At 38.5% G+C, this 14276-nt stretch carries 14 protein-coding genes; 5 read left to right on the forward strand and 9 right to left on the reverse strand.

The features are described from left to right. Entirely contained in the window at window positions 1-1470 is a 1470-nt protein-coding gene (locus CJ263_RS12995; protein ID WP_094997665.1) for a DUF389 domain-containing protein, read from the forward strand. Here CJ263_RS12995 and CJ263_RS13000 read toward each other — a convergent pair. Beyond that, a complete protein-coding gene (locus tag CJ263_RS13000; protein WP_094997666.1) occupies window positions 1467-2234 on the reverse strand; it encodes an ABC transporter ATP-binding protein in 768 nt (255 codons plus the stop codon). The two genes, CJ263_RS12995 and CJ263_RS13000, sit on opposite strands and share 4 nt — an antisense overlap. Then, window positions 2234-2971 carry an MlaE family ABC transporter permease gene (locus tag CJ263_RS13005; protein WP_094997667.1) on the reverse strand — a complete coding sequence of 246 codons (738 nt, stop codon included), beginning with the start codon at window positions 2969-2971 and terminating at the stop codon, window positions 2234-2236. Before CJ263_RS13005 ends, CJ263_RS13000 begins: the two co-directional genes overlap by 1 nt. A 111-nt stretch (window positions 2972-3082) precedes the next feature. Here CJ263_RS13005 and pafA point away from each other — a divergent pair, with 111 nt between their 5' ends. Then, window positions 3083-4753 carry an alkaline phosphatase PafA gene (pafA, locus tag CJ263_RS13010; RefSeq protein WP_094997668.1) on the forward strand — a complete coding sequence of 557 codons (1671 nt, stop codon included), beginning with the start codon at window positions 3083-3085 and terminating at the stop codon, window positions 4751-4753. A 7-nt stretch (window positions 4754-4760) separates the two neighbouring features. After that, window positions 4761-5549 carry a glutamate racemase gene (gene murI, locus CJ263_RS13015; protein ID WP_094997669.1) on the forward strand — a complete coding sequence of 263 codons (789 nt, stop codon included), beginning with the start codon at window positions 4761-4763 and terminating at the stop codon, window positions 5547-5549. A gap of 24 nt (window positions 5550-5573) precedes the next feature. Here the strand turns inward: murI and CJ263_RS13020 are convergent, their stop codons facing one another. After that, entirely contained in the window at window positions 5574-6080 is a 507-nt protein-coding gene (locus CJ263_RS13020; protein WP_373288370.1) for a dihydrofolate reductase, read from the reverse strand. 124 nt (window positions 6081-6204) lie between these two features. On the opposite strand from CJ263_RS13020, the gene CJ263_RS13025 reads away from it, so the two are divergent. Together CJ263_RS13025 and CJ263_RS13030 are read left to right on the forward strand one after the other, a co-directional pair. After that, window positions 6205-7290, forward strand: a complete 1086-nt coding sequence (locus CJ263_RS13025; RefSeq protein ID WP_094997670.1) for an aminotransferase class V-fold PLP-dependent enzyme — start codon at window positions 6205-6207, stop codon at window positions 7288-7290. Between the two features lie 150 nt (window positions 7291-7440). Continuing rightward, window positions 7441-7737 carry an isoamylase early set domain-containing protein gene (locus CJ263_RS13030; protein WP_094997671.1) on the forward strand — a complete coding sequence of 99 codons (297 nt, stop codon included), beginning with the start codon at window positions 7441-7443 and terminating at the stop codon, window positions 7735-7737. A gap of 221 nt (window positions 7738-7958) precedes the next feature. On the opposite strand, the gene egtD is transcribed toward CJ263_RS13030, so the two are convergent. From egtD to CJ263_RS13060, 6 genes are all read right to left on the reverse strand, one after another. Next, complete coding sequence (egtD, locus tag CJ263_RS13035; RefSeq protein ID WP_094997672.1) at window positions 7959-8924, reverse strand: L-histidine N(alpha)-methyltransferase; 966 nt, start codon at window positions 8922-8924, stop codon at window positions 7959-7961. Between the two features lie 15 nt (window positions 8925-8939). Continuing rightward, window positions 8940-10100 (reverse strand): ergothioneine biosynthesis protein EgtB, encoded by a 1161-nt coding sequence (egtB, locus tag CJ263_RS13040; RefSeq protein WP_094997673.1) that lies wholly within the window; start codon window positions 10098-10100, stop codon window positions 8940-8942. Between the two features lie 69 nt (window positions 10101-10169). Further along, window positions 10170-10994: a thymidylate synthase gene (locus tag CJ263_RS13045; RefSeq protein WP_094997674.1), complete on the reverse strand. Its 825-nt coding sequence runs from the start codon at window positions 10992-10994 to the stop codon at window positions 10170-10172. Between the two features lie 84 nt (window positions 10995-11078). Further along, the gene (locus CJ263_RS13050) at window positions 11079-12542 is read right to left on the reverse strand and encodes a NupC/NupG family nucleoside CNT transporter (protein ID WP_094997675.1); all 1464 of its coding nucleotides are present in this window, start codon (window positions 12540-12542) and stop codon (window positions 11079-11081) included. Between the two features lie 18 nt (window positions 12543-12560). Beyond that, window positions 12561-13190 (reverse strand): bifunctional nuclease family protein, encoded by a 630-nt coding sequence (locus CJ263_RS13055; RefSeq protein WP_094997676.1) that lies wholly within the window; start codon window positions 13188-13190, stop codon window positions 12561-12563. Window positions 13191-13275: 85 nt separating this feature from the next. After that, window positions 13276-14241: an electron transfer flavoprotein subunit alpha/FixB family protein gene (locus CJ263_RS13060; protein WP_094997677.1), complete on the reverse strand. Its 966-nt coding sequence runs from the start codon at window positions 14239-14241 to the stop codon at window positions 13276-13278. Window positions 14242-14276: the final 35 nt, after the last annotated feature.

Genomic DNA, 14276 nt, shown 5'->3' on the forward strand with positions numbered 1-14276 from the left:
ATGGAAGAAAAATTCGGTCAAGATAATGTTACCCCAACGGACAACACCCCAGATAGTGGAGATGAGGTAAAAAAGGATTTTCAGGGACTTCTTGGAAGCATAAAGAAATTCCTTTCGGAACTCTTGGATATTAGGACCAATACGGACCAAGATGCCACCAAGGAGGCTATAATAGCCGATATCCCATTTAAGGGTCACACCTCTTGGATTCTTATCTGTTCTATTTTTATAGCCTCAATCGGCTTGAATGCAAACTCTACGGCCGTGGTTATTGGTGCCATGTTAATTTCTCCGCTTATGGGCCCAATTTTGGGTATAGGTATGTCCGTAGGAATCAATGACATCGACACACTCAAGAGGTCTTTGAAGAACTTTGGTGTTATGGTGGTGCTAAGTGTATTGACGGCCTTTTTGTTCTTTAAATTTTTCCCCTTACGTGACGAGTCTTCTGAGCTTTTGGCAAGGACGGCACCGGACATCCGTGATGTGCTGATCGCGTTCTTTGGTGGATTGGCCTTAGTAATCGCCAGGGCGAAAAAAGGAACTATTGCCAGTGTTATATTCGGTGTGGCGATCGCCACTGCGTTGATGCCGCCTTTATGTACTGTTGGTTTTGGTCTAGCGATTGGCAACTTGGACTATGCCAGCGGCGCTATGTATTTATTTACCATCAATACGATTTTTATTGCATTGGCTACCTTTTTGGTGATTAAGTTGTTGCGTTTTCCCATGGTCCGTTATGTAAATTCCAAAAGGCGAAGATTAATAGCCAGATTGGCATCTGTTCTGGCCATTGCGGTAATGATACCTGCAGGTATTACGTTTTGGAACGCATTGCAGGAATCCCTTTTTAGGAAACAAGCCAATATTTTCATAGATGAAAATGTTGCTCCTTATCAATTTTCTGGGCAGGGACGGTTTCTGGAAGATTTCACCGACTTGGAATACAACAATGGGGAAAATTCTGTCATCGAATTGGTATTCATGGGCAATGAGGCCATTCCAGATAATATAATTGCCACTTGGCGAACTCAATTAGAGGATAATCCCAGGTTAAAGGATACGGATTTACAAATAATCCAAGGAGGCCAGAGCGAAGAGATCAATCAGCTCAAGTACATAAACGAACTTTACGAAACACAAAAAAATCAATTGAGCAATAAAGATGAAAAAATCGCCTTTTTGGAAGGGGAATTGTCAAGATTGAGTAAAAGTGCAGTAGGTCAGATTCCGTTTAAGGAAATTAGTATGGAGGCCAAAACGAACTACGAAAATCTTGCTCGACTGGGTTACTCATATTTAATCGCTACAAATTTTGAAAAAACCGATACCATACCCATTTTTGAAATTACTTGGAAAAAGGAGGCAAAAAGAAATGAAACGGTTAAAGATGGTCAAAAGTTATTAGAGTGGCTAAAACTTCGTTTAAACAATAATAAAATTCAGGTAAAAGAGGTTGTAGCGGACTAGTTTCTCTCTTCAATGTACATCTGTCTAACTTTCTTAAAGAGATCGGATGAGTAGACAAAATTGGTAACGGCCTCGTTATCGGTTTTGAAAATTTCGTTTTTACTTCCTTCCCATTCTTTAAGGCCGTCTTTTAGAAAAAGGATTTTTTCCCCTATTTGCATCACGGAGTTCATGTCGTGGGTGTTGATTACCGTGGTAATATCATATTCTTCGGTAATTTCTTTTATAAGATCATCTATTAAAATAGCCGTTTTAGGGTCTAGTCCTGAATTGGGTTCATCGCAAAACAAATATTTTGGGTTCATGACGATGGCCCTTGCTATGGCCACGCGTTTTTGCATTCCCCCTGAAATTTCCGCTGGAAACTTATTGTGTGCGTCGACAAGGTTAACACGCTTTAGAACGGTATTCACCCGGTCGTCCATTTCTGATTGGGATTGTTTGGTGAACATTTCCAAGGGAAACTTGACATTTCCTTCTACCGTCATACTATCGAATAATGCACTGCCTTGGAAAACCATTCCCATTTCCTGCCTAAGATTTCTTTTTTCATTCTCGCTAAGGCTCGAGTAGTCTTTTCCATCGTAAACAATACTGCCAACTTCCGGGGCGAAAAGACCTAGAAGGCATTTTAGGAATACGGTTTTTCCAGAACCACTTTGCCCAATGATCAGATTGGTTTTACCTTTTTCAAAAGTGGTGGAAATCCCTTTTAATATATGGGCATCACCAAAGGATTTATGTATGTCGTTCACTTCTATCATTAGCCGAGTAGGAGTTGGGTTAGTATATAATTCAGAATGATAATGACAACACTGGTCCAAACAAATGATGTCGTACTTGCTTTCCCAACTTCAAGTGCTCCACCTTTCATATAATAACCGTGAAAGGAAGGTATAGTTGCTATGATAAATGCAAAAATCAGGGTTTTAATAAAGGCATAGGCAATATGGAACGGGACGAAATCCGTCTGTAAACCGGCTACGAAATCCGCACTTGTCAAGAAACCTCCGAAAACTCCGGCCAACCACCCTCCAAAAATACCCACATACATGGAAATGGCTATTGCGAAAGGATAAAATAGCATGGCTATAATTTTGGGAAAAACCAGATAATTCAGGGAATTAACACCCATGACTTCCAAAGCATCAATTTGTTCCGTTACTCGCATCGTTCCTATACTTGAAGTAATGTAGGACCCCACTTTACCGGCCATAATAATAGATACAAAAGTTGGGGCAAATTCAAGTATTACGGATTGTCTGGTGGCAAATCCTATTAAGCTTCTGGGAATAATGGGATTTGTCAGATTTAAGGCTGTTTGAATGGCAACAACGGCACCAATGAAAAAGGAAATGAAAATGATAATTCCTAAAGACCCATAAACAAGTTCATCTATTTCTTTTAATATCAAGGACTTCATTATACGCCATTTGGTAGGTTTTCTAAAAACCTCTACGACCATCATGGAATAGCTGCCAATCGACGCTAAATAGTTCATTCTTTAAAAATAGATTTCTTATCGTAAAAATAACAATAAAGGATTTGATTTAACTTCCATTTCATTTTTAAAGGGGTATTTTCTTTATTTTTACATCTTAATATTTTAAGTATGCACATTAAATTTCGGTTGGTTCTAGCAACATTTATAATTTCTTATTTTTTCATACCACAAGCCTTTTCACAGCGTAAGGACAAACCAGCTGATGACGTAATGTTAAGGGTTAAGCCCAAACTGGTAGTGGGCATCATTGTCGATCAGATGAGGTATGATTACCTGACCCGTTTCTACAATCAGTTTGACGAAGGCGGTTTTAAAAGAATGGTGGAAGAGGGTTTTAATTGCAAGAACAATCATTTTAATTATGCACCCACAAGTACAGGACCTGGACACACCTCCGTGTATACGGGAACCACGCCAGCTACGCACGGCGTAATTGGCAATAACTGGTACGACAAGGAAAATGATGTGGAGGTTTACTGTGCATCGGACGATAGGTATTCATCCGTAGGCACCACTTCAGATGCCGGACAAATGTCTCCCCATCGTATGACGGTAACAACGATTACCGATGAATTAAGGCTGAATACGGAAATGCAGGGGAAAACGATTGCCATCGCTTTAAAGGATAGAGGGGCTGTATTACCTGGAGGTCATACGGCAAACGCTGCATATTGGTTCTATGGTGGCAATGAAGGTAAATGGATAACCAGTAGCTATTATATGGATGCCCTGCCAAAATGGGTGAATGATTTTAATAGTTCTGGAATTGTGCAATCCTATAAGAAAGGTTGGAATACCTTAAGGGATATAAACACCTATGTTGAAAGTGGTGTGGACGATAATGCTTTTGAAGGACTGTTCGATGGTGAAGCGTCGTCGTCATTTCCTCATAACCCACAAAACCTATTGGATAAAAACAATGATTTTGAAATAATAAAAAGTACCCCATACGGTAATAGCCTTACTGCGGATTTTGCCATAGAGGCTCTAAAACAGGAACAATTGGGCAAGGATGAAACCACTGACTTTTTGGCCATTAGCTTTTCAAGTACAGATTATGTAGGACATATGTTCGGTGTGAATTCCAAGGAAGTAGAGGATACGTATATACGACTGGATTTGGATTTGGCCCGACTTTTCAAAGCCTTGGATAAACAAGTGGGTGAAGGGGAATACACCGTTTTTTTGACTGCTGACCACGCTGCCATAGATGTACCCTCATATCTCTTGACAACCAAAATTCCGGCAGGTTATGTGGACAATAGCACGACTAAGGACAAGTTTGCCGAGTTTTTAAAATATACTTACGGAACTGAGGATATTGTCAAGAATTATTCAAACAATCAATTATTCTTGGACCATAAGATTATTAAAAATCTGGATTTGAACATTAAGGATGTGCAGGAAGATATTGCACAGGAATTTTTGGGTTATGATTATATAGATCGGGTGTATACTGGATATCAAATGTGGCAAAACAATTATAAATCAGGGATACCCTATATTTTACAAAATGGATATAACCAAAAAAGGTCAGGAGATGTTTTATTGGTTCTAAAGCCGGGAACCATTAGTTATCACAAAACAGGTTCAACCCACGGATCGCCTCAAATTTATGATACACATGTGCCCTTGCTATTTTTTGGAAAGGGTATACAACAGGGCAGTACAGTAGAACGTACTGAAATTCCTGATATCGCCCCCACAATTTCATCTTTGTTGGGTATTGCTTTTCCTAGCGGAACAACAGGAAAACCCATTTCCGAGGTGTTGGAGTAACAAAAAGATGAAAAGCAATCCCATAGGTATATTTGATTCGGGTATTGGAGGAACCTCCATTTGGAAGGAAATTCAGCATTTGATGCCCAATGAGAATTGCATTTACTTGGCTGACAGTAAGAATGCACCTTATGGCGAAAAGTCCCACGAAGAAATTTTAAGGCTCAGTGTAAAGAATACCGAGTTTTTAATAGAAAGGAAATGCAAGTTGATTGTGGTCGCCTGCAACACAGCGACGACGAATGCAATAGATTATCTACGAAATCAATACACTGTTCCCTTTATTGGTATTGAGCCGGCTATAAAGCCTGCAGCTATTAATTCCAAGTCCAAAAAAGTTGGGGTTTTGGCTACTAAAGGAACCTTGTCCAGTGCTTTATTTTATAGTACAAGCCAAAACCATGCGAAAGGGATTGAGGTTTTTGAGAGACAGGGGAAGGGTCTTGTTGAATTGATTGAAGAGGGAGACTTGGAAAGTAAATCCTTAAGGCTACTGCTAAATCAGTACGTGGGTCCTATGTTGGAAAGGGGTATAGATTATCTGGTCCTGGGATGTACACATTACCCCTATTTAATTCCGCTATTAAAGGAAATGTTGCCTCCGGATGTGAAAATCATAGATTCCGGTCAAGCAGTAGCAAGACAGACTAAATCCATTCTTGTTAAACAAAACCTGGTTAATGATGCTGATGAAATAGGACGTCATCAATGTTATACAAACGGAAATATTGAGGTGCTCGAAAGGTTTGTTTTAAATGCGGCATCCCATGTAAACGCGGAATATTTGGATTTTTAGAGGCTGGGATTTACAAAAATGCTATCAGCTTTCTCTTCTTTTATAGGTGATGTAAGTAAAATCAAATTTGTGCTTTTCATCCTTTGGATGATATTCCGTGGCCACCACCTCCCAAATGGCTTCATCTATTTTCGGAAAAAAAGTATCAGCATTGAAATTACCGTGAACCCTTGTAAGTTCTATGACATTTGCATGCTTTTCCCCTTGGCTGTAAATTTCGCCACCACCTATAATGAAGGCGTCTTCGTTGTCTATAAGATCTAAAGCCTCTTCCAAGGAATGAACAACGGTGCAAGCTTCATATGGAACTGTATAATTCTTATCACGCGTAATAATGATATGTTTCCTGTTGGGTAAAGGTTTGGGAAAAGTTTCAAACGTTTTTCTGCCCATTATGATTTTGTGCCCAGAAGTAAGACGTTTAAAGCGCTTAAAATCATCGGGCAGGTGCCACAACAAATCATTATCCTTGCCTAGTGAATTATCCTCACCGGCAGCGGCAATCATAATAATTTCTTTCAAGTCTTTCATTTTTAATCAATCTACAAAAAGTGGACCATATAAATTGCTATCGCTATCTTTAGATAGCAAAGTTAATTAATGTGGAAAGAGATTATTGCTATAAGGCAAATAGGTCTTTTTCAAAATACAAACTATGGAAAAAATTGCAAAGGAATTTCCTGTACTCAGGAAAAGTACCTATTTAAATACTGCTGTTTATGGACCGCTTTATGATTCTTTGATAGATTGGAGGCAGGAACATGACTTGGATTTTCTTCTTCATGGCAGTGATTTATGGGATCATACGCTGAAAACTTTAACCGATACAAGGGAAACCATTGGTGAGTTTTTCAATTGTAAAAAAGAAAATGTAGCCCTGGTTTATAACTTCTCAATTGGCTTGAACCTACTTTTGGAAGGGTTGGATACCAAGAAAAAAGTACTGCTATTAGAGAATGATTACCCATCTTTGAACTGGCCTTTTGAAAGCAGGAAATTCAATACGACCATCTTAAAGATAACTTCCGATATCGAAGAAAAAATTGAAGAGGCAGTATGTAAGGATAATATTGATGTTTTTGCCTTCAGTATTGTGCAGTGGTTGGATGGGTTTTTAATCGACTTGGAATTCATTAAACGTTTAAAAAAGGCCAATCCTAATTTATTGATAATTGCGGACGGCACCCAATTTTGCGGTGCTGCGAAGTTCGATTTTAATTCTTCTGGAATCGATGTAATGGGGACTAGTGGATATAAATGGTTACTTTCCGGATACGGTAATGGTTTTATGCTTTTTAGTAATAATGCAGCCGAAGAATTTTCCGTGCCTACTACAGGTTTCAATGCGGCCAACGGAAATTATGAGAATAAGCATAATTTAAAGCTCCCCAATAAACTGGAGCCAGGACATTTGTCCAGTCTAAATTTTGGTAGTTTAAAATTCTCCTTGGACTTTTTAAATGGAATAGGGATGGATAATATTACCGGTCAGAATGAGGCTTTGTCCAGAAAGATTAAAAGGGAATTTGAAGATTTGGATTTATTGGAACCGTACGTGGTAGAACGAAAGCGGCACAGTACTATTTTTAACATCAAGGCAGATGAAAAAATGTTTAATAAGTTAATTGAAGAAAATATTTTATGTTCTCAACGGGGCAATGGAATAAGAATAAGCTTCAACTTCTACAATAGCGAAGATGATTTGAAATCTTTGGTAAGAATTTTAAAAACAGGTAAGTAGGAATTATTTACTTCGAATAAAACCAAGATAAAATTTCAATACCAAAGTTAAACTAAGCTAAATTTTTGTCATATTGATAAAAATGACTTTAAGCGTTGACAATGAGGATTTTAATGTATTATTTTTGCTTTGAATTTAAAAACTAAGATCATGGCAATTGCAAAACAATATTTAAAAACAAAGCCAGTGTGTAAGGTTACTTTTACCGTTCCCGCTGAAGACGCTAAAAAAGTAGCTGTAGTTGGCGACTTTAACGATTGGAGCCCAAAGGGAAGCACTTTGAAAAAATTGAAGAACGGTACCTTTAAAGGTACTTTTGATCTGCCTAAGGAGAATACTTACGAATTTAAGTATTTGGTAGATGGAGAATACATAAATGAAACCGAAGCCGACCGTTATCAGTGGAACGATTATGCAGGTTCCGAAAATGCGGTATTGGAGTTATAAAATAATTTTAAACCATATTTTGAAAAGGAACCCTGACAAGGGTTCCTTTTTTAATATTCGGTAATTAGGTATAGTCAAATTTAAACCTGATATCAAGTTCTCAGATATAGTAATATCATAAAAAGTTTTTCTTTATTATAAAAGGGCAGACTCGATTGGAATTATTACAAAAACCTTACATGGGGACCGAAAATGTTAACCAAAGCTGTTGTCTTCCATATTTAAAATGTGAAAACATAGTCTTTGAAGGCCTCCTTACCATCACTAAAAATCCTGTGAATCGTAAGTCTTGCCTCCTTCCCCAGCCAATGGACCATGTCGTCATCGTATTTCTGGGATATTTCTGTATGTATGGTTTCCCACGCCTTTAAATGGATTGTTAGGTTTAGCTTTTCCAAATAAACTATTTGGTCCTCTTTTGAAACTAGGTAGCTCTTGGCAGTTCCATTTTCAGGGTCGTAATTTTCCCAGTGTAAAAATTTGTCCAAGTCAAAATTCGCATCTAATTCTTTATTTATCCTATGTAAGATGTTTTTATTGAACTGCGCCGTAATACCTTCTTTATCATTATAGGCGTCCAATATGGTTTGTGGGTTCTTTTTTTGGTCAGCCCCAAGAAATAAAATATCGTTGGGTTGCATAAGTTGCCGGATTTCGCTTAAAAAGTCAATAGCTTGGTTGTGCTTCAAATTGCCAATATTGGAGCCTAAAAAGAGAATGATTTTTCTTTTTTGGTTTCTATTGCCTAGTTTTTTAAGTGCTTCAAAGTAAGTTCCTTGGAAGCCATCAATGTTTACTTGAGGCAGTTCATAGGTAACGGAATTTGTTAATTGTTCTAATGAATTTTCGCTTATATCAATAGGAATGTAGGTGAAATCAGATTGTTGCTCGCATAATTCTTCAAGTAGAACTTTGGTTTTTTTTCCATCACCTGCTCCCAGTTCTATTAGCTCAAAAGGTCCTTTACTACTGAACATTTCGGCAATCTCCACCTTGTGGTGGTTTAAAATTTTGTATTCCGCTTGTGTTAGATAATAGGTTGGCATTCCCATTATCTTCTGAAAAAGTTCGTCTCCCGTCTCGTCATAAAAATATTTGGAGGAAAGATGTTTTGGAAAATCCCTTAGGCCCTCGCATACATCTTTTTCAAAATCGGTTAGTTTAATTGTTTTTGGAGATTGTTGCATTTTAAAGGTAAAATGTTATTTGGCCAACCTAATTCCGGTAAACTGCCATCTTAAATGAGGATGAAAGAAATTACGGTAGGTGGGTCTGGAGTGTTTTATTGGTGTCGCGATAGAACTTCCACGAAGTACTTTCTGATTTACCATGAATTTGCCGTTATATTCCCCAAGGGCACCTTCGGCTTTTTTATAATTAGGATAGGGTAAATAGGCGCTTTCCGTCCATTCCCACCTTTGGCCCCAGGAAAAATGTTGTTGCGCTACTTCCCATTCGAATTCGGTTGGTAGTCTACAATTTTTAAATTGGGCATAGGCAAAGGCTTCAAAATAAGAGATATGGCTTACCGGTGCATCCATGTCAACAGGATGCAGACCTTTCAAAGTATATTGATACCACTTTCCATGTATTTTATGCCAATATAAAGGGGATTTTATTTGGTTCTGCTTTACCCAATCCCAACCTTCGGCGTGCCAAAGTTTAAAATTATCGTAGCCGCCGGATTCAATGAATTCTGTATAGTCTTTATTTGTGACCAGTCTATTGGAGATTTGAAAATCATGTAAAAAAACTTTATGTCTACTCAATTCATTATCAAAGCAAAATTCATTGGTTTTATGGCCGATTGAGTACACGTTTTCTTCAACGGATATCCATTCTTTTTCCGTGACCTCAATTTCATTTTCTTGATAAAAATCAGAATACTTTGGAAAAATGGGGTTGTTTCCTAAAATGTATTTTATATCCGTAAGCAAAAGCTCTTGGTGTTGTTTTTCATGATGAATTCCTATTTCCAAAATTTCAAATAAGTCATCAGAATCGACCTTTTCTAACAAAGCTTTCAAATGATTATCCACATGTTCCCTATACGAATATATTTTACTAACGGAAGGTCTGGATAAATTTCCACGATCTGCCCGGATTACGCGTTCGCCTACAGTTTCATAGTAGCTATTGAAAATAAATGAGAAATCCTCATCATAAACCTGATAATCATCTTGAAAAACTTTTAGAATAAATTCTTCAAAAAACCACGTGGTGTGTCCCAAGTGCCATTTGGGCGGGGAGACATCTTCTATGGGCTGTACGACATAGTCCTCAATCTCCAAGGGGGAACAAATAGCCTCTGTTTGTTTCCTTGTTTCAATTAAAAAATCCACAAGGGAGTCGGTTATAACCATCTTTCTGATTTTTTGAAAGATAATTATTAACGGGTTGAAATTTTAACTTAAGAAGTAAAGAAATTGATACTATACGGCAACTACACCTTTAATATGAGGGTGCGGATTATAGTCGACCAAAGTAAAATCCTCGAATTTAAAATCGAAAATATCCTTTACATCAGGATTTAAAACCATCTTGGGTAAAGGTCTTGGAGCTCTGCTCAGTTGAAGTTCTACTTGCTCCATATGGTTATTGTAGATGTGTGCATCACCAAAAGTGTGCACGAAGTCTCCTGGCTCATAGCCACATACTTGCGCCATCATCATGGTAAATAAGGCATAGGAAGCAATATTAAAGGGTACGCCCAAAAAGATGTCGGCACTTCTTTGATAAAGCTGGCAGGAAAGTTTGCCATCTGCGACATAAAACTGAAAGAATGCATGGCATGGAGGCAAGGCCGCTTTTCCATTCGCCACATTTTCTGAAAAAGATTTGGAAGTATTTGGAAGCACACTTGGATTCCATGCGGATACCAACATTCTTCTACTATTGGGATTATTTTTTAAGGAATCGATTACCTCTTTAATTTGATCGATTTCATCGTCGTTCCAATTTCTCCATTGGTGACCATACACGGGTCCTAAATCTCCATTTTCATCGGCCCATTCGTTCCATATTCGAACACCATTTTCTTTTAGATAAGCAATATTGGTATCCCCTTTCAAAAACCACAATAGCTCATAGATTATAGATTTGAGATGCAGTTTTTTTGTGGTAACCATGGGAAACCCTTCGCTGAGGTCAAAACGCATTTGATAACCAAATACACTTTTGGTTCCAGTTCCGGTTCTATCGCCCTTTTGGTTTCCTTCCTCCAGAACGTGCTTTAATAAGTCGTGATATTGTTTCATTGGGATACTTGCCTTGTGGGAGGCTAAAGTAGAAAAAGCCTGACTTATTACTCCATGAAATAACGTGATTTTATCAAAAGGTTATTAACCCAAAATCATTCCCGCAATAGTTGCTGATAATAAAGAAGCAAGTGAACCACCCAATACAGCCTTCATTCCAAACTCCGAAAGGGTTTTTCGTTGACCAGGAGCCAAGGAACCAATCCCTCCAATTTGAATTCCGATTGATGCAAAATTGGCAAATCCACAAAGCATATAGGTTGCCATGATGATGGATTTTTGGTAACCCAAACTTGGGGTGATGGATAAATCTTTTAATTCTGCCAATTGGGTATAGGCTACAAACTCACTAGAGGCTAGTTTAATTCCCAAAAGCTGACCCATTAGCGCAATATCTTCGTTTGCGACTCCAATAAGCCACATTAACGGTGCGAAAATGGTTCCAAGAATTGCTTCCAATGATAGTTTGTCAAAAGAAGAATGTTCGGCAACAAACTGATTAAGATTGGTTACATCTCCAATAAATCCAAAAATACCGTTTAGCATGGCAATGAAAGCAACAAAAACCAATAACATAGCCCCTACATTAACCGCCAGTTTTAAACCTTCAGTAGTACCATTGGCAATGGCATCCAATAAATTGGTGCCTATTTTTTCAGTAGAAACTTTTATGTTGGTATCCACCTCTTCAGTTTGTGGGCATAAAATTTTTGATATTACAATGGCTCCTGGTGCGGCCATTACCGATGCAGCTATAAGGTGACGAGCAAATTCCAAACGTAGGGCTTCGTCATTACCTCCTAAAAAACCAATGTATGCTGCTAATACCCCTCCGGCTACAGTCGCCATCCCGCCAATCATGACCAAAAGGATTTCCGATCGGGTCATTTTTTCCAAATAGGCTTTAATCATTAATGGCGCTTCGGTCTGACCTAAAAATATGTTTCCCGCAACAGATAAACTTTCCGGTCCTGAAATGCCCAGGCTTTTGGTCAACAACCAAGCCAATCCTTTCACTATTTTTTGAATGATTCCCAAATAGAAAAGAACGGATGTCAATGCTGAGAAAAAGATAATGGTAGGCAGAATTTGAAATGCGAATACGTATCCAATGTTCGGATTATCAATATTCATCAGATTGCCTAATAAGAACTGACTTCCGGCAACTGTAAAATTTAAAATTTCATTGAATAGTTTTCCCAGAACGGTAAAGATTGTGCGTATAAATGGAACCTTTAAAATCCCAACGGCCAACGAGAGTTGTATGGCAAGTCCTATACCTACCGTTTTCCAATTAATGGCTCTTCTATTAGAGCTGAACGCAAATGCTAAAGCCAGTAAAACAAGCATTCCAAGGATACCTCTCCATAAACTATTAAAAGAAAAACCTTCATTGGGAATCGTAGAGGATAGTCTACTTTCTGAAACGTCGTTGAGGACGGTGGTGTCCACTGAATTGGTTATTACTTCGGAAGACTCAGGTGTTTGTGAAAAAGTTATTAGAGTGAGAAAGAATAGTAAAATGGTTAGGCAGGTGTGTTTTTTCATGCGTAAGGGTTTGACCTTTCAATTCCTTTTGGATATTTCATCCCTCAATTTTGCAGCTTTTTCGTAATCTTCGTTAGCAACCGCCTTTTTTAATTCTTGTTCAAGTTCATCGATACTCAATTCTGTATAGCCATCGGTAGCACCCGAATCTATTTCAACGGTTTCGCCCTCCTGAAGTATCTCATCAACAACAATGCTTTCGTCGTTTTCTTTCTTTTCTGTCTCTTTGGAAGAAAACTTTAGGAAAATACCTGCCTTGTCCAATATGGTCTTATAGGTAAAGATCGGTGCATTAAAGCGAAGTGCCAAAGCAATGGCATCACTGGTCCTAGCGTCTATTATTTCTTCAATACCATCTCTTTCACAGATGATACTTGAATAAAAAACACCGTCCACTAGTTTATGGATGATTACCTGTTTGATGACAATATCAAACCGGTCCGCAAAGTTTTTAAAAAGATCATGGGTCAAAGGTCTAGGGGGCTTAATTTCCTTTTCCAAAGCAATGGCAATGGATTGAGCCTCAAATGCTCCAATGACAATGGGTAATTTTCGATCTCCCTCAACTTCATTCAATATAAGGGCGTAGGCGCCATTTTGTGTTTGGCTATATGAAATCCCTTTTATTTTCAGTCGTACTAAACTCATAAATCTTATAAACTAAAAAAGCTGTTCAAACACTTGGGACCCCAACTATTCGAACAGCCCTTTGTGGGGCACAAATTAACAAAAATTAGCTGTTTTGAGCTTTAAATTCCTTTAATTTTTCGATTAACTCCGGCACGACTTCGAAAGCATCGCCCACGATTCCGTAGTCTGCAGCCTTGAAAAATGGGGCCTCAGGGTCATTGTTGATTACCACTTTTGTTTTTGATGCACTTACACCTGCCAAATGTTGAATGGCACCTGAAATACCAATGGCTATATAAAGATTACTGGCAACGGGTTTTCCCGTTTGGCCTACATGTTCTCCATGTGGTCTCCATCCAAGGTCGGATACAGGTTTGGAACAAGCGGTTGCGGCTCCAAGAACATCGGCCAATTCCTCGATCATTCCCCAATTTTCAGGTCCTTTTAATCCCCTTCCGGCAGATACTACAATGTCTGCATCGGCAATAGTGGCCTTTCCTACCACCTTGTCTATATCCACTGACTTGGTTTTAAAATCGGTATCCAATGTGACGTCAAAATCTTCGATAGACGCATCGGTCTTTGTTTCAACCAGACCGAATGCATTATTGGATACCCCTATAATCTTTATATCCGTTTTTATTTCTGTATGAGCGAAGCCCTTGTTACTGAAAGCGGTCCGCTTCACTTGAAAAGGAGAAGTACTCTCCGGTGCTGCGACCACATTGGGAGCATAACCAGCTTTTAATTTTGCCGCTAAAAGTGGAGCCATATATTTGGCATCTGAACTTGAGCTTACGATCAATACGGTTGAATTTTCAGATGATATGGCTTTGGACAGTACTTCGGCCGTAGCCTCTGCGTTGAAAGGTTTTAGGCTGTCATTCTTTACGTTCAACACTTTGGAAATTCCATAAGTGCCCAAAACCTCGTTTTCACTACAGTTTATGGAAACCGCCGTAGCAGTGGTCCCCATTTGCTTGGCAACTTCCGTTGCATAGGATGCAACTTCAAATGCATTTTTTTTGAATTTTCCGTTATCGGATTCTGTGTATACTATAACTGACATATCTTTTTCTTTTTGTTTTACGGCTGCTAGGAGCG

Source organism: Maribacter cobaltidurans, from assembly GCF_002269385.1.
Taxonomy (GTDB): domain Bacteria; phylum Bacteroidota; class Bacteroidia; order Flavobacteriales; family Flavobacteriaceae; genus Maribacter; species Maribacter cobaltidurans.